Source organism: Acidiphilium sp. JA12-A1, assembly GCF_000724705.2.
Classification (GTDB): domain Bacteria; phylum Pseudomonadota; class Alphaproteobacteria; order Acetobacterales; family Acetobacteraceae; genus Acidiphilium; species Acidiphilium multivorum.
Window position 1 is genome coordinate 22,546 of the sequence record NZ_JFHO01000081.1, and the last position, 16,776, is coordinate 39,321.

The 16,776-nt window shown below is 63.5% G+C and carries 15 protein-coding genes and 1 pseudogene; 8 read left to right on the forward strand and 8 right to left on the reverse strand.

Annotated elements, in window-relative coordinates:
* Window positions 1–3 precede the first annotated feature (3 nt).
* Together RT91_RS14840 and RT91_RS14845 are read right to left on the reverse strand one after the other, a co-directional pair.
* The gene (locus tag RT91_RS14840; RefSeq protein ID WP_035188049.1) at window positions 4–1,014 is read right to left on the reverse strand and encodes a Gfo/Idh/MocA family protein; all 1,011 of its coding nucleotides are present in this window, start codon (window positions 1,012–1,014) and stop codon (window positions 4–6) included.
* Window position 1,015: 1 nt separating this feature from the next.
* Window positions 1,016–1,924, reverse strand: coding sequence for a sugar phosphate isomerase/epimerase family protein (locus RT91_RS14845; protein WP_035188068.1), 909 nt, complete (start codon window positions 1,922–1,924; stop codon window positions 1,016–1,018).
* A gap of 129 nt (window positions 1,925–2,053) precedes the next feature.
* Between RT91_RS14845 and RT91_RS14850 the strand changes: the two genes are divergently transcribed.
* On the forward strand, window positions 2,054–3,127 hold the full coding sequence (locus RT91_RS14850; protein ID WP_035188052.1) for a LacI family DNA-binding transcriptional regulator: 1,074 nt from the start codon (window positions 2,054–2,056) through the stop codon (window positions 3,125–3,127).
* Here the strand turns inward: RT91_RS14850 and RT91_RS21565 are convergent.
* A pseudogene (locus tag RT91_RS21565) lies at window positions 3,124–3,300 on the reverse strand (IS481 family transposase); the annotation flags it as partial. The gene RT91_RS14850 and the pseudogene RT91_RS21565 overlap by 4 nt on opposite strands.
* 148 nt (window positions 3,301–3,448) lie before the next feature.
* On the opposite strand from RT91_RS21565, the gene RT91_RS22010 reads away from it, so the two are divergent.
* Window positions 3,449–3,592 carry a hypothetical protein gene (locus tag RT91_RS22010; protein ID WP_160321861.1) on the forward strand — a complete coding sequence of 48 codons (144 nt, stop codon included), beginning with the start codon at window positions 3,449–3,451 and terminating at the stop codon, window positions 3,590–3,592.
* Between the two features lie 62 nt (window positions 3,593–3,654).
* Here the strand turns inward: RT91_RS22010 and RT91_RS14855 are convergent, their stop codons facing one another.
* The 3 genes from RT91_RS14855 to RT91_RS14865 form a co-directional block, all read right to left on the reverse strand.
* Window positions 3,655–4,467, reverse strand: a complete 813-nt coding sequence (locus RT91_RS14855; RefSeq protein ID WP_035188055.1) for an SDR family oxidoreductase — start codon at window positions 4,465–4,467, stop codon at window positions 3,655–3,657.
* Window positions 4,464–5,375 (reverse strand): myo-inosose-2 dehydratase, encoded by a 912-nt coding sequence (gene iolE / locus RT91_RS14860; RefSeq protein WP_035188056.1) that lies wholly within the window; start codon window positions 5,373–5,375, stop codon window positions 4,464–4,466. The genes RT91_RS14855 and iolE overlap by 4 nt, the downstream gene beginning before the upstream one ends.
* 113 nt (window positions 5,376–5,488) lie before the next feature.
* The gene (locus RT91_RS14865; RefSeq protein ID WP_012039970.1) at window positions 5,489–6,433 is read right to left on the reverse strand and encodes a MurR/RpiR family transcriptional regulator; all 945 of its coding nucleotides are present in this window, start codon (window positions 6,431–6,433) and stop codon (window positions 5,489–5,491) included.
* A gap of 323 nt (window positions 6,434–6,756) precedes the next feature.
* Here RT91_RS14865 and RT91_RS14870 point away from each other — a divergent pair, with 323 nt between their 5' ends.
* From RT91_RS14870 to RT91_RS14885, 4 genes are all read left to right on the forward strand, one after another.
* Window positions 6,757–7,548, forward strand: coding sequence for an HpcH/HpaI aldolase/citrate lyase family protein (locus RT91_RS14870; protein WP_012039971.1), 792 nt, complete (start codon window positions 6,757–6,759; stop codon window positions 7,546–7,548).
* Between the two features lies 1 nt (window position 7,549).
* Entirely contained in the window at window positions 7,550–8,536 is a 987-nt protein-coding gene (locus RT91_RS14875) for a hydroxyacid dehydrogenase (RefSeq protein ID WP_007421625.1), read from the forward strand.
* Between the two features lie 70 nt (window positions 8,537–8,606).
* Complete coding sequence (gene iolG, locus RT91_RS14880) at window positions 8,607–9,599, forward strand: inositol 2-dehydrogenase (RefSeq protein ID WP_007421624.1); 993 nt, start codon at window positions 8,607–8,609, stop codon at window positions 9,597–9,599.
* A gap of 4 nt (window positions 9,600–9,603) precedes the next feature.
* The gene (locus RT91_RS14885) at window positions 9,604–10,725 is read left to right on the forward strand and encodes a Gfo/Idh/MocA family protein (protein WP_007421623.1); all 1,122 of its coding nucleotides are present in this window, start codon (window positions 9,604–9,606) and stop codon (window positions 10,723–10,725) included.
* A 344-nt stretch (window positions 10,726–11,069) separates the two neighbouring features.
* Here RT91_RS14885 and RT91_RS14890 read toward each other — a convergent pair whose 3' ends face one another.
* Entirely contained in the window at window positions 11,070–13,496 is a 2,427-nt protein-coding gene (locus tag RT91_RS14890; RefSeq protein ID WP_007421622.1) for a YbcC family protein, read from the reverse strand.
* Between the two features lie 19 nt (window positions 13,497–13,515).
* Window positions 13,516–15,075, reverse strand: a complete 1,560-nt coding sequence (locus RT91_RS14895) for a proton-conducting transporter membrane subunit (protein WP_035188071.1) — start codon at window positions 15,073–15,075, stop codon at window positions 13,516–13,518.
* A gap of 107 nt (window positions 15,076–15,182) precedes the next feature.
* Here RT91_RS14895 and RT91_RS14900 point away from each other — a divergent pair, with 107 nt between their 5' ends.
* The gene (locus RT91_RS14900) at window positions 15,183–16,058 is read left to right on the forward strand and encodes a LysR family transcriptional regulator (protein WP_035188059.1); all 876 of its coding nucleotides are present in this window, start codon (window positions 15,183–15,185) and stop codon (window positions 16,056–16,058) included.
* A 169-nt stretch (window positions 16,059–16,227) separates the two neighbouring features.
* The coding region (locus tag RT91_RS14905) for an IS110 family transposase (RefSeq protein WP_035188062.1) at window positions 16,228–16,776 on the forward strand (549 nt) is incomplete at its 3' end.

Here is a 16,776-nt window from a genome sequence, read left to right on the forward strand (position 1 = left end):
ACCTCAGTTGTAAAGAGCAGGCCGCGCGGGCAGCGAAATCGGCACGATCGAACCAGGCCGGCTCTGCGCCTCTACACAGGCATCCGAGGAGACCGCGGCGACATATCCGTCCCAGGCCGTCGGGCCGGATGCGGTTCCCCGCGCCGCCGCCTTGATGAAATCCTGCAACTCGAGATCGTAGCTGTTGATGAATCGATCCTTCCAGTCGGTCATGATCGCGCTCTGCAACTTTGCGTCCTTGCGCATCACGACCGCCATTGGGTCTGGCAGGCTGGCGAGACCTTCCTCACCCACAACCTGACACTGGATGTCATAGCCGTAGCGGCAGTTGACGAAGATCTCGACATCGATCCGGATGCCACTTTTGGTTTCCAGGAGGACGATCTGTGGATCCTCGACCCTCGCATGTGCATGCCGTGTCCGACGTGGAGAGATGACCTGCGCGGAGACGTAGTCATCGTCGAGAAGCCAGCGCAGGACATCAATTTCGTGGATCAGCGTGTCCTGGATCGCCATTGGCGTGATATACTGCTCCGGCACGGACCGATTGCGGTGCGCTGCATGCACCATCAGGGGCCGGCCGATCTCGTTCTCGACGACCGCCTTCAGCATGCGGTAGCCCGCATCGTAGCGGCGCATGAAGCCCACCTGCACGAGGCGGCGGCCGAAGGCGGTTTCGGCCTCGACGATACGCCCGGCGCCCGCCGCCGTCGTCGACAGTGGCTTCTCGCAGAAGACCGGCTTGCCCGCCGCAATGGCGGCCAGGACGTATTGTTCATGGGTCGCGCCCCACGACGTTACCACCACGGCATCGACGCAAGCAGATGCAGCCACTTCCTCGCCGGAGCCAACGACCTCAGCCTCGGGCGCAAGATCCGCCCGCGCGGTGCGGACACTTTCGATATTGACATCCGACACGGCCGTCACCTTGGCGCCAGACAAGGTCTGGTTGATCCGCCGCATGTGGTCGCGCCCGATCGCGCCGGTCCCGATAACACCAATCCGTAGGGTCATTTCAGAGCTCCCGTTTCCAGAATTTGTCGATGTAGCGCTGCATTTCGGCGCGCATGAAGCGACCAGAGGCATCGGCCCGCTCCTCCCAGGCGAAGACGCAGGCGGTCATGATGCCGTCGAAGCCAATTTCCGCGAGCGTGCCGAAGAACTCGTCCCATGGCACCTCTCCCTGGCCGATATCGAGATGCTGGTGCACCCGCGCAGCCGAACCGGGAGGGTTGACGATGTAGCGCAGGCCCGAACTGGCCCGGTGATTGAATGTATCGCCGACATGCACATGTGCCAGCACATCCGCGCATTCGCGCAGCATTGCCGCTGTATTGTCGCCAAAGTAGAAGGTGTGCGGCGCACAGTAAAGAAATCGCACCCGCGGCGAATTGACCGTGCGGATGATGTCCACTGCCGGCTGAAGGGTTTCCACCCAGTCCTCCGGATGCGGCTCGACATGAAGGTTCATACCTTCCCGCTCGAACACTGGCACAAGTTCCTCCATTGAACGCCACCAGGAGTCTTCGCAGGCCTCGATCATCGAGCCGGTATGGCAACAATAGCAGGCCCCCTTGTCAGGGTGTGGGCCACGGCCGAATTCCGAGTTCATCGTGTCGACTTCCAGTTCGAGGCAGATCTCGATGGCGCGCTTCCAGTGCCGCACCGCGGCCTTGCGCTCGTCCTCGTCATTCGACGCCCAGCGATACATCGGCAGCAGCGAGGCGATCCCCACACCGGCCTCTTTCAGCGCCCGCCTGAAGCCCCGCACCCGTTCCGGAAACACCCGCGGCGCCTTGAACCATTCCAGAAAATCTCCCCGCGGGGAAAGTTCGATCCAGTCGAAGCCGATTTCCTTCACTCTGAAGGGTAGTTCCTCCAGGCCAAGATGACGGTGCATGAACGGATCAAGTGCGATCTTCATCGTATGTCCTCCCTGCGGCAGCGCTTCGGCAAGTCCTGCCGCGCGGTCCGGCATCTCTTCTTACGCGCTCTGGAACGGGCACGCCGCGTGCGCTGTTGACGATTTTTCGTCAGCGGCGCACTCTCGCGCATGACTGGAGCCCAAGCTTCCCGCAAGACACGGCCGCGCGCCCGCCTTGCCGACATTGCGCGGGTGGCGGGTGTAAGCATTGCCACAGTGGACCGGGTCTTCAACGAGCGTGAGTCAGTTTCAGATGCCGCGCGCGAACGGGTGATCCAGGTCGCGCGCGAGATGGGTGTGCGCCGGGATCTGCCAGAAGCCTACAGGCCGATCACGCATCTTGACCTGATCCTGCCGCAGAACGACTCACCATTTTTCGTCCGCCTTCGGGCGGCTTTCCGCGACGGTATCGCCATGCTGGATCGTGGCATCGCCATGCACCGGCACATCCTTGCCGTGGACGATACCGCAAGCTTCGTGCGCCTCATTTCCGAGACGTCGTACGCACGAAAAGGAATGATCCTCGCCGTCCCGGACCGACCGGAGATCCGTGCCGCGGTCCAATCCATCCAGGCCGCCGGCCAGAAGGTGGTAACGATCGTGACCGATCTGCCGGGTCTCGCCGGAGCTGATTATCTTGGCATTGATAATCGTCAGGCAGGCGCCACTGCCGCCCATCTTCTCGGGCGCAGCTGCCGGCAGAGTGCCCGGGTCGCCGTTCTCGGTGCCCATCACGACTGGGCTGGTCATGTCGAGCGCATGGGAGGCTTCCAGACGACGCTATCGCGCGATTTCCCCCACCTGCATTGCGAGATCATCGAAATGGATACGCGCGACGACCCTGATCGTTGTGCGCGTTCTCTGCGAGCGGCATTGTCGTTCGGGCCGCTTGTCGGCGTCTACAATACCGGCGCCGGCTCGATCGGCATCATGAATGCGCTGAAAGGGGCTATGCCGCGTCCATTCTGGATCGGACACGAGTTATCCGACGATCACATCATCTATCTCAAGGACGGCACAATGGATTACGCGATTGATCAGAATCCGCGTGGCCAGGCCCTAGGTAGCTTGCAGACCCTTCTTTACCGCTGCGGTCTGATCACCTCCACCCCGGCACTGTCGCATGCCGAACTGCGAATTTACACCCGGGAGAATCTGCCCGCCCGCAATTATGAGGAATCTAGTCAGTTGTCGTTGGACTAGGTGTTTAGTCCCGGAATTTGGTCGATTGGGGTGATGATGAACCCGTTTGGCTCTGACGTCCATCGTTTGCAGATGAATTCGTTTGGTATGAGACCCTTTAGGGTCTTGAGCCATTGGGCAAAGTTGTAGGCGTCGATCAAGTCGCGAAGGTGGCGGCGCAAAATATCATGTGACACTGCGCGTCATCGGCGAAGCCTACCGCTTCAGGCCTGGGACATCGACCACGCGCTCGCCGCAATCCACGCGCCGGGGCTTCCGTTCATCCTTGTCTGCGCGGGCTGCTTCGCGAAGGTTGGCCGGGTCACTTCGCTGTGGATCGGCGTGGAACGCAATCAGGCCTTGCTGCATTTTCAGTCGAAGATCGAGACTGCGCTGCGGCGGATCGTGCTGGCGCCGGAACACCGCCGCTACGCGCCTCACGTGACACTATTCAGTTCGCACTTTAGCGACAACCATGCGGTCTAGACTTTGGAGGTCGAATACTAACTCGGTGCCCGGCACCCGCGCCCTGACGAAAGTCGCCACCGTCAGAGCGGTGCCGCGGGTCCCGGAGACGAGTCGTAGGCACTCCAGACCGACTGGTCGAAGTTGACCATCGCCCCCGTCATCAATCCGGATTCGGCGCTGGAGAGGAAGGCAACCGCGCGCGCGACCTCGGTCGGGTCGATCAGCCGGCCGAAGGGTTGCTGCGCTGCGGCGTCGGCCAGCCAGTTCTCGCTGGCGCCGTGGAATTCGGTCTGAACCCGGTGTTCGCCATCGCTCGCCATCCAGCCGATATTCAGGCCGTTGACGCGGATTCGGTTGCGCAGGAGTGCATAGGCGGTGTTCTGCGTCAGGGTCGCCAGCGCGCCTTTCGAGGCGCAGTAGACGGAAATGAAGGGCTGCCCAGCCTTCGCCGACATCGAGCAGATATTGACGATCGTGCCTTCGGTATTCTCTCGCCGCATGATCCGGATTGCATCCTGCATGAGAAAGAACGGTCCGCGGACGTTGACGGCGAACATGCGGTCAAACAGATCCGGGGAGGTATCGATGATGGTGCCACGGTCGGTGATCGCGGCGGCGTTGACAAGGACATCGACCCGACCGAAAGCGGTGTCGGCCGCGGCGACGACCGCTCGGCAATCCTCGACCTGCCCGAGATCGGCTTGCACGAAGATTACCCGAGCGCCAGTGGCTTCAGATATTTCCCTTGCCCGCGCCTCACCCTTTTCACGCGAGCGGCCACAGGTGACCAACCCGGCGGCATCGCGCTCGGCGAATAGCCGGGCGATCGCCAAGCCAAGCCCTTGGGTGCCGCCGGAAACAATCGCGATTTTTCCCGACAATTGAGCCATCATCGGGTCTCCTGAATAGAATAGCCGGCGCGACGCAGCGCATCGGCGAGAGCGTCGTGGCCGATTTTCGCATAGCGCGCCGGTGGTGCCTTGGCCGGGTCTTGCTCGGCCTCGACGACGAACCAGCCTTCGTAACCGAAATCGGCAAGACGCTGGATGACCGGTCCGAAATCGATGGAGCCGTCGCCCGGCACGGTGAAGGCGCCAGCGAGGACCGCATCCAGAAAGGACTGCCGCGTACGGTCGAGCCCCGCGATCACTGGCTCTCGCACATCCTTAACGTGAACATGGCGGATTCGCCTGCCATGTTTCGTCAGCACGCGGAACATGTCGCCGCCGGCAAAGCGGAGATGCCCGGCATCGAAAAGCAGCCCGACGGCCTCGCCGGTATGGGCCATCAGCAGATTGATGTCGCGCTCGGTCTCGACCGCGGTGGCCATGTGATGGTGGAAGACGAGCGGAACGCCCTGTTCCGCACAGTATTCGGCAAAGCGAGTCAGGCGCCGCCCATAGGCGGGAAACGCATCCTCCGCTAACACACGGCGGCCGGCGAGCGGGGCGTTGCGGCGATTCTGCAGCGTGCCGGCCGTTTCGCCATAAACGAGACAGGAGGCACCGAGCTCTCGAAACAAGGCGAGTTGAGCGGCGGCCTGCTCACGCTCGGCTACGAGATCGTCGGGTGCGTCCAACACCGTTCCGGAATACCAGCCGCCGACGAGAGAAAGACCGAAAGCGCCCAGCTTTGCCCGTAGAGACGGAGCATCTCTTGGAAACTTGCGGCCATTTTCGACGCCAATGAAGCCGGCGGCACGACTCTCGGCGAGGCAGGTTTCGAGCGGCGTGTCACCGCCGAGTTCCGGCAGGTCGTCATTGGTCCAGGCGATCGGGGCAATGGCCAGCTTGGCTTTCATTCAGAATCCTCCCATCCCGCGGCTTCGGCAAGCGACCTACGCGGCTTTAGAATTTTTATTGCCGATTAGTTTATATTGCAAGCTTTATTGCAACAATGCCGCCGCCGGAAGCGTCAGGTTCCTTCAGCGCGCCGGCGGCGCGGGCCGGCGGCACCGCGGCTGCGATCCTTCTCGGTGACGGTGGGGATACGTGGCATTTCATCTCGGCCGCGCTGAAGGATCGCCGCACTCGCCACCGCAAGGCATTGTACGAGGCACATCGGCGCCGCGAGCGTGCGCGCGAACGAGTATTCATCCTCCGGGACCGTGAAGAGCGCCTTTGCATCCTTGGCGATCGGCGACAGCTGGCTATCGGTAATAGCAATGACGGGCGTTCCGCTCGCGGCCGCGCGCTCGGAAATCGCCACCACCTCCTGCGCATAATGCCGGAAGGCGATGGCGACGAGCACGTCGCCGCGCGTCATTGTTTCCGCCATTTCCTGCGCGAGGCCGCCCGCCGGATCGAGCAGGACAACGCGGCGGTGCAGCATGGTCAGCAGGTAGCGCAGCAGCAGGGCGATGGGTTCGGAGCGGAGCTGGCCGGCGATGTAGATCGTGTCGGCCCCGGTGATCAAGCGGGCCGCTCCGGTGAGGGTGTCCTCGGGAACGCGTTCGAGCAGGTCCTGTAGGGCGGCTATGTCGCGCACTACAAGATCGCGCAGGTAACCGAGATTGCCGGAGCGCGCATGGCGGGACAGTTCGCCATCCAGGGCCTTGACCCGCTCGCGGAACCCCGGCGCCGCCGTGGCAAGCCGGGTCTGAAACACGGCTTGCAATTCCTTGAACCCGGAATAGCCGAATTCCTGGGCGAAACGGACCAGGCTGGAAGCATGGGTGTCACACCGCAGCGCGATGACACTGATCGATTCGAGCGCGACGACATTGGGATTTTGTGTGACGAAACGGGCGATTTTCTGAAACCCCGAAGAAAGGTTGGGATATTGCGCGGTGATGAGATTGACGATGCCCTCATAGTTCTCCGGCAGTCCGCTGCCGGACGTCGACTTACCCCTGACCATTCACCCACTCTCCGCTTCACTGGTTTCGTTCGCGACCGGACACCGATGCCCGTATGGGAAGACGGAATCGGTTTGGAATTTTTGTTGCAGATTATATTTTTCGGCAATATGTTTTCTGTGTCACACCATGACCACAATCGGCACAACAAGACGAGGAACCGCCTTCCGATGATCCGATCGATCCGCACGTGCCCGCCGCCCATGGCGCCTTCGTCCTGCCTCCAAAGTCAGGGCATGCAGTACGGCGACGCAGTCCGGTCAGCTGCCACTATAGCGTGCGGATGCGGCATCGCAAGAAACGTTGCGATGACTGGTAGCCGGCAATGATCCCGAACAATGTGTTGCGCACATGGCGCGCGGGCGGGGCTGCGATCAATGGCTGGCTATCAATCGGCTGTCCATTCACTGCCGAGATCATGGCGGCGCAGGGATACGACTCGATCACGATCGACCTCCAGCACGGGTTGGTCGGCTACGAGGTGGCGACAACGATGCTGCAGGCGATGCAGGCTAGCGGTGTAACGCCACTTGTGCGCGTTCCATGGCTTGATCCGACCTGGATCATGAAGGCGCTGGACGCCGGCGCCTATGGCGTGATCTGCCCGATGGTGAACACGCGCGAGGATGCCGAGCGGCTGGTGTCCTATGTCCGTTATCCACCCGTCGGGACGCGCAGCTTCGGCCCGACCAGGGCGAATTTCTCCGCCGGCGCCGATTATGGGCGCGAGGCCGACCGGGAGATGATCTGCCTGGCGATGATCGAAACCGCCGAGGCCTTCGCCAATCTCGCCGAGATTGTGGCAACGCCCGGGCTCGATGGTGTCTATATCGGGCCGGCCGACCTCACGCTTGGCCTGACCGGACGGCGTTTTCCGACCGGATTTGACCGGGTGGAACCGGAACTCGTCGAGGCGATCGGCACAATTCTGGACACGGCGCACCAGGCGGGCATCCGCGCCTGCCTGCACAATGGCTCGCCTGCCTATGCGGCGAAGGCGATCGGGTGGGGGTTCGATCTCGTCACCGTGTCGAACGATGTGCGGCTGCTGGCCGATGCCGCGCGCGCGAGCGTGGAGACGACACGGCGCCTCACCGCCGGCGCGGGAGAGTCCTGACATGCCGCATGTTCTTGTCGCCGGACGGATTCACGAGGCCGGGATCGATGCGCTGCGGGCGGCGGAGGGCATCACGCTGGACGTGGTCGATGAGGTTTCACTCGAGTCCTACGCGAAGCTGATCGTTCGGGCCGACGCAGTGCTGATTCGCACGCAACCGATGCCAGCGGAGGTGATTGCGACCGCACCTCAGCTACGCATCGTCTCTCGGCATGGGGTGGGGTATGATTCGGTCGATGTCCCGGCGCTGAACGCGCGCCGGATTCCGCTTTCCTTGGTTGGCGACGTCAATTCCCGCTCGGTGGCCGAACATGCGCTCATGATGATTCTCGCCCTCGCCCGCCGCCTGCCGGATTACGACCGGGCGACGCGGGCGGGCGAATGGCATCGCCGTGACAGCCGCGAGGCGGGAGACATCGCCGGCAAGAGCCTTCTGGTGATCGGCTTCGGCCGGATTGGCCGGATCGTGGCGAAGATGGCGCAGGCCTTCGAGATGCAGGTCATGGTGCGTGATCCGATGGCCGATCCGGCGGCAATCCGCGATGCCGGGGCCGTTCCGGCGGACGATCTGGGCGGGGCGCTGGCGGCAGCGGATTTCGTGTCGCTGCACATCCCGCGCGCGGGACAGGCCCCGGTAATCGGCGCGACCGAGCTCGCGCGGATGAAGCCTTCCGCCTTCCTGATCAACACGGCGCGGGGCGGGCTGGTGGATGACGCGGCACTCGATGAGGCGCTGCGCGCCGGCCGCCTCGCCGGCGCCGGGCTCGACGTGTTCACTGAGGAACCGCCACACCCGGGCCGGGGACTGCTCGACAACGAACGCGTGCTGCTGACGCCGCATGTGGCCGGACTGACGCAGGAATGCGCGATGCGGATGTCGCTCGCCGCAGCGCGCAACATTCTCGACCATTTCGCCGGGCGGCTCGACCCCGCGCTCGTCGTCAACCGCGCGGCGATCGGGTATGCGGCCGCGCCGGCCGGTGCATGAACCTGCCGCGCCGGCGCCGGCGCGGTCTCTCGAACCCGGGGCCGCGGCCCCAGAACCCGGAGTGTCTTCAATGTTGAGGGTTGCCGTTCTCGGCGCCGGCCGCATCGGCCGGATCCATGCCGCCAATGCCGCCGCCAACCGGCAGGCGAAGCTCGTTGCCATTGCCGATCCGTTCGGAAGCGCGGCGGAGGACCTCGCGCGGGAACTTGGCGGCGCCGCCTCGACCGATCCCGAAGCCGTGCTGGCGCGCGCAGATGTCGATGCCGTGGTGATCGGCACGCCGACCGACACGCATGTCGCGCTCATGCTCGCCGCGGTGCGCGCCGGCAAGGCCGTGCTGTGCGAGAAGCCGATCGATCTCGACATCGCCAAGGCGGATGCGGCGGTCGCCGAGGTCGAGCGGCTCGATGGACGGGTGATGCTGGCGTTCAACCGGCGCTTCGATCCGGCCTCGCAGGAACTGCGCCGCGCGATCGACGCCGGTGAAATCGGCGAGGTGCGGCAGGTGATCATCTCGAGCCGCGACCCGGCGCCGCCGCCGCGCGCCTATCTCGAACATTCCGGCGGGATTTTCCGGGACATGACGATCCATGATTTCGACATGGCGCGCTTCCTGCTCGGCGAGGAACCGGTGGAGGTGATGGCGACGGCGAGCCGGCTGATCGATCCGAACCTGGCGGAAATTGGCGACTTCGACACGGTGATGGTCAACCTGCGCACGGAGTCCGGCCGGCAGTGCCACATCAATTGCTGCCGCGCCGCCGTGTATGGCTATGACCAGCGCTTCGAGGTGTTCGGCTCGGCGGGGATGCTGATGAACGATAACCTGCGCCCGACCACGGTGCGGCGCTGGAGTAGTGCGGTGACCGACGCGCGCGAGCCGCTGCTGAACTTCTTTCTCGAACGCTATGCCGACGCCTATCGCACCGAGTTCGAGATGTTCCGCGCGGCAGTCGAAGCCGGCGCGCCGATGCCGGTGACCGCACGCGACGGCCGCCAGGCGCTGCGGCTTGCCGATTGCGCGCTGGAATCGGCGTTGACCGGCCGCGCGGTCCGGGTCTGAAGCCATGCGGGAAATCGGCATCGGTCTGATCGGCACCGGCTTCATGGGCAAGGCGCACGCAATAGCCTGGCGCGCCGCCGCCGGAATCCTGCCAGGTGCGCTACGTCCCGCCCTGCGCGTCGTCTGCGATGTCGATACAGGGGCAGCAGCCGCGGCGGCGGCGCAGTTCGGCTTCGCGCGGCATGAGAGCGACTGGCGGCGGGTGGTGGCTGCGCCGGATGTGGAGATCGTCTCAATCACCGCGCCGAACGCGTTCCACCGGGAGATGGCGCTGGAAGCGATCGCGGCGGGCAAGCATGTTCACTGCGAGAAGCCGATCGCGCCGGACGCGGCGACGGCGGAGGAGATGACGCGCGCCGCCGAGACCGCCGGCGTGGTGACCCAAGCCGGGTTCAATTACATCAAGAATCCACTGCTGAAACATGCACGGGCGATGATCGAGGCCGGGGAACTCGGCGAGATCACCGGGTTTCGCGGCATCCACGCCGAGGATTACATGGCCGACCCGGACCAGCCGCATAGCTGGCGCACCGATCCGTCCAACGGGGCCGGCGCGATCGCCGATATCGGCAGTCACATCATCGGCATGGCGCGCTACCTGCTCGGCCCGATCGCCGAAGTGAACGCAACACTTGAAACTGCGGTAAAGACGCGCCCTGTCGCACCGGGGGCAGCGGAGCGGCGGCCAGTTCTGGTGGACGATATCGCGCGGCTCACTCTGCGCTTCGCGCGCGGCTACGGTGGCTCGATCGAGGCAAACTGGGTGGCGACGGGGCGGAAGATGCAGCTCGGCTTCGAGATCAGCGGCTCGAAGGGGGGGCTGGTGTTTACCCAGGAGCGGCTGAACGAGCTGCTGTTCTGTCGCGCGGGGGGCGATTCGGCGCGGGCGGGTTTCACCCGGATCGAGACCGGGCCGGCTCACCCGCCTTACGGGCAGTTCTGCGTGGCGCCCGGGCATCAACTCGGCTTCAACGATCTCAAGACGATCGAAATGGCCGAGTTTCTTGACGCGATCGCCGGCGGCGCCCGACGGGGACCGGATTTCCGCGAGGCTTGGGAGGTGCAGAAAGTCGTCGATGCCGCCATCGAATCATCACGGACGGGAGGCTGGCGGGCGGTCAGCTGAACGAAGGCGGCCCGGGTCGGCGATCCGGGCCGCGCTGCGCCACGCCGAGGGCAGCGTCACGAGGTCGTCGGCAACATGAATTCGGCGTTGGCACACGGAGGCCAGTGGGCCTGCGGCGCCGTGGCCATCTTGAGCTTGATGTAAAAGCACGCGCTTCCGCGGCCGTGCACGTGGTGGTCGCCGCATAGCGAGACCTTCCAACCGCCGAAGGAGTGTAACGCCATCGGCGTACCCGTGGCGTCAGTGAATAGTATCCAACTCCAACGTGGCGAGATGGTTTATGGCCCGGGTCATGATCTTGGCTCCAGACCTGAATTCGCGCTGAGGGCTGTCCAGGCATGGCGTCAGACCGACACCTTGAGACGCTGCGACGCGGCAGGAGCATCCAGGTTTCCGATCGCCGACCACTGAAGATCGCCTGCATAGCGCCAGGCCATGCGCCCAGCCTCATCGAGGGCGAACAGATGTAGCCAGCCGTTGTCAAACAGCGCCCGCACGTCAGCGTGCCGGCCAAGGATCTCCGACATCGCCTCACGCGGCGCCTCGATGCAGACCGACAGACGCAGCGGATCGTGCGCGTAACGCTCGCCGTCATGGACCGATTGCCAAGGCAGGCCGACGCGCAAGAGCCCGCCGTTACCCTCGACCACGCCGATCCCGCCGGTGACGTTGTGCAGGAGCTTGTTGCCGCCCCCGAACACGTCGGGCGCCACGGTCGAACCATAATATTGCAAGCTGATCCAGCTCGCCACGACGACCGGAGCTGTCAAGATCAACTCAAGAACGCTGAAGCTCTTGTCCTGCTTCCAGTCGTAATCATGCAGGAAGGCCCGGCCTCCCAGGCTTTTGCCGGCAGTGCGCCTGCGCGGAGCGGCGATGAAGGCTTGGCATCCCGCGAGCGCCCATTCCGGCCGGGTCTCGGACCAGTCGCGGCCTCTCTTGGGAAGAGAGGCATCGCTTGCGGCGCGGGGCAAGCGGAGGGCGCGCTCGGTTCGCGCAATCTTGCCCGCCGATGTGAGCCAGAGTCTCGCCTGCTCGAGGTCGCCCCTGTGGGCGGCGGAGGGATGATCATCGAGATAGAGGGTCACGTCGTCAGTCGTGGTATCGTGCAGGGCCGCCACGAAGTGCGTGTCGTCTGGAATCTCGATACCATTCCGCGAGAGTTCCCCTCTCACCTCCGCATCGTTCAGAAGCGACGCGAGCAGCCTGGCGTTGACCTCACCAGAATACCCGCCGCAGGCTCCGCAATGCAGCGCGCTGGCGTGAGGATTATTCACGACATTTGCGCCGTGACCCACGAACAGAACAAGCCGCGCGAAATCGCGCGTCAGGGACATCGCGCGCAGCACGGTCTCTGCAGTCTCAACCCGAGTCACCAGGTCAGGAGCGGGATCGAGTCGAGGCGACGGGTCGCTTGGCGGCGGGGAGACTTGCAATCCCAACGCATCCGTCAGGAGCTTGCCCACATAAACGGGACCGGTCGCCTCGACGAAGGCGAAGGAGGAGACTGCGGCGAGCTTGAACCGGCCCCAGGCGCGTCTTGCGCGCGTCTTTACACGCGTGGACTGATCCTTCGCGTGGGCATCCAGGCCGCCAGAGTACGACCTGAGTGCGGGATTGAGCAGAACAGGCAGCCGCCTTTCCTCGACGTCAGAGGCGAAGCGCCGGTGCGAGGTCGTCAGACCAAAAAAGCCCGCAAAGCCTATCGTCTGGATTCGGGGATCCATGCTCTCGAGCGCCCTGCGAAAGACCTCCGAGCGAACGTCGATGCAAAAGGCGGTCTGGAGCGCGGGCCGGTCATTGAGCGCGTGCGGTGAATGCTCCGCCAGCGTTTGGGCCAACGCGCGCTGGGCGGCATGTTCGGCAGCCGCCTGAAGGATGGCATCGATTGCAATATCGCGAGTCGGCTCAACAGGCGCCGCATGCGCCGTCCGGACGCCACGCCACGCGGCGGCGATCTCAGCATCATACTGCAGAAAGAGCGCTTCTTCCCAGATCAGCCGGATCGCGAGGAAGTCCGTGATCGTCTCGTCCGCGCCGCCCGCGAGCTCGGCCTGCCAAAGCTTGTAGCGGGCGTAGTGCGCCCATCCCCCAAGCGTCATGAGCATCTGATGGAAATAGGTTTCGGCCGCATCCGCAGGGAGGCCAAGCCGAGCAACGACCCGTTCGACTATCGCCAACGCGGTTTCTGGCGCCTCCGATACATTGAGGGCGAAGTCCCGAAGGCCGGCGATTTCGGGCGTGAGGTCGTGGGCGGCAACCGCCCTCCAGGCGGCGTAGGCGCGCTTCCCCTTCGGAGCAGCCCACAGCGCCTGTCCTTCGTCGAAATAGCCGGCGGCCCAGGCTCCGAAGCGTTCGGCGATGATACCCGGCCAATCGATGCCAGATGCGTACGCCGCGAGTTCGGCGATCGTCGGAAGGGCTTTCGGCGGCAGCGCTTCTGCGTTAGCTGCGGATTTGAGAGTCGATACATCGACCGAGAGCGAGCCGACCGGCGCGCTCGCTATCGCCGCCTCGAGATCAGCTTCGCTGATTACGCCGGCTGCGATCTTCTGAGCATACCAGCGCCGGGGCATGGTGACGCGAGCGCCAGCGACCCGAGCGAGCCGGGCGCCGACCTTGGCGAGTGGCTCCTCGGTTTGCCCCAGAAACGGATTGACCGCGACGCTCGACGCCAGAGGCCAGGCCGGCGGTATCGCCCGGGCGGCGCGATCCATGGCGATCGTCAATGCCTGAGGGTTGGGCCAGGATGAAGGAATTTTGTTGGTCATGGTCGTTCTTCCTGGTCGGTTAGGATGGGTTGCGCACAGACCAACCGCCGATTAGCCGGTCGAAGATCGCGTTGGCGTAGAACCCGTTCGAGAGATGCACTCGCAGCCCAGCGGCGGCGGGGTGATAGGCCCAGAGCGGAAACATGGCCTGCAAGACGGCAACGAGACCAAAGCTTGCGACCGTCAGTGCTATCAGCGCCCATTCCAGCGGACCGGGGTGCGGCGGCACCGGCAGGACATTCGCGGTGATCGAGATCGCCGACCACTGCAGAGCGAAGTAGCCGAATGAGGTCGCCACGGCATAGGCCACCGTGCGCTGAGTGAGCGCGCGGGGCGCCGCGTCAGCGAATCCTTGGGCCAGCATGTAAGCGACGCCGAAGATCAGAATCGCGCCGAGCGCGATCTCCTGAGGAGACTTGTGTTCGAAGCCGAAGCAAGCGCCGACGAAGACGTAGATGGCGAGCGCCGACAGAAAGGCGCGCGCCACGGCGCCAGCCTTCGGGATGGCGACCGGGCCCGGCCTGCGGATTGCAGCCACACGCTCAACGGCACCGCCGGAAGCGAGGAAGGAATGGGCCTTGTAGAGCGAATGCGCCACGATGTGCAGCAGCGCCAGGGGGAAGAGAGCCAGGCCGCACTCCAGGATCATGAATCCCATCTGGGCGACGGTAGACCAGGCGAGCGAAGTCTTGACCGCGGGCTGCGTCAGCATGACCAGACTGCCGAAGAGCGCGCTGAATCCGCCGATCACGACGAGCGCCGCGAGCATGCCCGGCGCCAGCAGCATGACCTCTGCAAAGCGGATCAACAAGAAGCCGCCGGCGTTGACGACACCGGCGTGGAGGAGCGCTGACACCGGCGTGGGCGTCTCCATGACTTCGGTAAGCCAGCCATGAACAGGAAACTGAGCCGACTTGAGCACGGCGGCGATCCCCAGAAGGCCCGCGGCGGCGATGGCTAGCCCTCCGCCCGAACCTGACCGCGCAGCCGCAAGGATAGCCCCTATGTCGAATGTTCCATACGCAGCGACCAGCAGGAAAGCGGCGCCCAGAAGCGCGGCATCGCCGAGTCGGGCTGTGATGAATTTCTTTCGCGCCGCGCGCTGCGCGGCAATCCGCTGCGGATAGAAGAGCAGAAGCCTGTGCAGGAAGAGGCTGGTGGCGATCCAGGCGATCACCAGTTGGAACAGGTTCCCGGCGGTGACCAGGAGCACCACAGATGCCAGCGTCAGGCAAAGCCAGCCGGTGAAAGCACCCTGGCGGGCCTCTCCGTCCAGGTAGGTCCGCGCATAACGGACGACGATCCAGCCGACGAAAGTGACTAAAACCAGCATGGACGCACTGACTGCATCAACTCGGGTACAGAGACCGACGCCTCGAAGCCCGACGACGGGACTGTCGCCCGCGCCCAAGAGTATCAGGCCAATCGCTGATGAGATCGCTGCAAGCAATGCGAGGAGCGAAGCGGCTTCAGCCAATGAGGGGGCCAGTTTGGGCCGACAACCACAATCGAGGAATCCGGTTGCTCCTGCGAGGAGCAACGGAACGGGCGCCAACATCGGCGCGAAAAATAGCTGCACGAAAATCCCCTTCAAAGGCAAAAACTGTTCGGGCAGGGTCGTATCCGATTATGAAATCCGGAAAAAATTCATTGTTTCTGCAATTTCATTCGCTTTAATAGAACGTTATGAGGGATCTGAACTACAATCACCTACGATACTTCTGGGCGGTGGCTCATGAGGGGAGCCTCACACGAGCAGCAGAGCTCATGAACCTGTCTCAATCGGCTCTTTCCGTTCAAATTCAGAAGCTCGAACATCAGATGGGGCATCCGCTTTTCGAGCGTGCGGGCAGAAAGCTCGTGCTGACGGAAGCCGGCCGGATCACGCTCGACTACGCCGACACGGTGTTCAAGACGGGTGACGAACTCATGAGCACCTTGCGCGGACAGCCCCTGGCCACCCGGCAGGTTCTTCGGGTCGGCGCGCTGACGACCCTGTCGCGGAATTTCCAACTTGAGTTCCTCCGACCGTTGGTCGGACGATCGGATGTCGAACTGATCGTTCGATCTGGAAACATCCGCGATCTACTCGCCCAGTTGGAAGCCCACGCAGTCGATGTGGTTCTGGCAAACAGCGCTGCGCCGCGGGACGCGCGATCCTCGCTGCGTAATCATTTGCTCAACGAGCAGCCTGTCAGCCTGGTGGGCCGCCCGCGTCGAACCAGGCGCAAGTTCAGGTTTCCGGATGATCTAAAGTCGGAACCAATCCTCTTACCCAGCCTCGATAGCGATATACGTGTCGCGTTCGACCGCGTCCTCGAGTTGGCCGGGGTCAGACCCACGATCCTCGCCGAGGTCGATGACATGGCAATGCTACGCTTGCTGGCTCGCGAGCGAGAGGGCGTCACCCTTGTGCCGCCGATCGTCGTTCGTGACGAACTGGATGCCGGCGTCCTCGTTGAGCACTGCCGGATACCAGAGGTTACGGAGACGTTCTATGCAATCATTCAGAAGCGCCGCTTTCCCAATCGGCTTCTGGGCGAACTATTAGATGCCGGTTAGGTCGAAAGGGGCGCGACAGCCGCAACGTCTTTTCCTTTAAGGGCGTTTTTTGGCCTGTTTGAATCGATGGGTGATTCCCGCTGACGTAGAATTCTGTTGGGGTGGACGGCCCAACGGCATCCAATGTGCCAATAGGGTCGAACAACGAACCTAATGAAAGGGCCGCCCAATGGAATTTAAGCGGATTTCTATAGACACGTCCAAGCATGTTTTTACGATCCATGGGGTCGATGACCAGGAGCGCCCGTTACTGCGGCGCGAGATCAGGCGGGCTCAGGTTGAACCGTTCTTCGTCAAATTGGCTCCGACGGAGGTGGTTCTTGAAGCTTGCGCAGGCTCGCACCACTGGGGGCGGGTGTTGGGCGGTATGGGCCACCGGGTCAGGTTGATCCCACCGCAATATGTGAAGCCCTTCGTGAAGCGGAGTAAAAATGATCGCAACGACGCAGAAGCGATCAGTGAGGCAGCATCCCGCCCGACCATGCGCACGGTTCCGGTCAAATCGGTGGATGAGCAAGCGGCAGCAATCATCGTGAAGCACCGGGAACTCTTGGTGAATCAACGAACCCAGGCGATCAACGCGTTGCGGGGGCACGCGGCGGAATTTGGCATCGTTGCCGCCAAGGGCTGCGCGAACGTCTCAGCATTGCTTGTTCTCCTGTCTGCCGAGGAAGCGATTCCAGCAATTGCAAAGGCGATGTTTGAGCAAATGGGTCAG

What these genes read in the sequence shown, in the direction of transcription:
- RT91_RS14865 (WP_012039970.1), bottom strand. Translation starts at nt 6,433, where the DNA reads ATGGTCAGGGGTAAGTCGACGTCCGGCAGCGGACTGCCGGAGAACTAT.
- RT91_RS14850 (WP_035188052.1), top strand. Translation starts at nt 2,054, where the DNA reads ATGACTGGAGCCCAAGCTTCCCGCAAGACACGGCCGCGCGCCCGCCTT.
- iolG (WP_007421624.1), top strand. Translation starts at nt 8,607, where the DNA reads ATGTTGAGGGTTGCCGTTCTCGGCGCCGGCCGCATCGGCCGGATCCAT.
- iolE (WP_035188056.1), bottom strand. Translation starts at nt 5,375, where the DNA reads ATGAAAGCCAAGCTGGCCATTGCCCCGATCGCCTGGACCAATGACGAC.
- RT91_RS14885 (WP_007421623.1), top strand. Translation starts at nt 9,604, where the DNA reads ATGCGGGAAATCGGCATCGGTCTGATCGGCACCGGCTTCATGGGCAAG.
- RT91_RS14840 (WP_035188049.1), bottom strand. Translation starts at nt 1,014, where the DNA reads ATGACCCTACGGATTGGTGTTATCGGGACCGGCGCGATCGGGCGCGAC.
- RT91_RS14875 (WP_007421625.1), top strand. Translation starts at nt 7,550, where the DNA reads ATGCCGCATGTTCTTGTCGCCGGACGGATTCACGAGGCCGGGATCGAT.
- RT91_RS14855 (WP_035188055.1), bottom strand. Translation starts at nt 4,467, where the DNA reads ATGATGGCTCAATTGTCGGGAAAAATCGCGATTGTTTCCGGCGGCACC.
- RT91_RS14900 (WP_035188059.1), top strand. Translation starts at nt 15,183, where the DNA reads ATGAGGGATCTGAACTACAATCACCTACGATACTTCTGGGCGGTGGCT.
- RT91_RS14845 (WP_035188068.1), bottom strand. Translation starts at nt 1,924, where the DNA reads ATGAAGATCGCACTTGATCCGTTCATGCACCGTCATCTTGGCCTGGAG.
- RT91_RS14870 (WP_012039971.1), top strand. Translation starts at nt 6,757, where the DNA reads ATGATCCCGAACAATGTGTTGCGCACATGGCGCGCGGGCGGGGCTGCG.
- RT91_RS14890 (WP_007421622.1), bottom strand. Translation starts at nt 13,496, where the DNA reads ATGACCAACAAAATTCCTTCATCCTGGCCCAACCCTCAGGCATTGACG.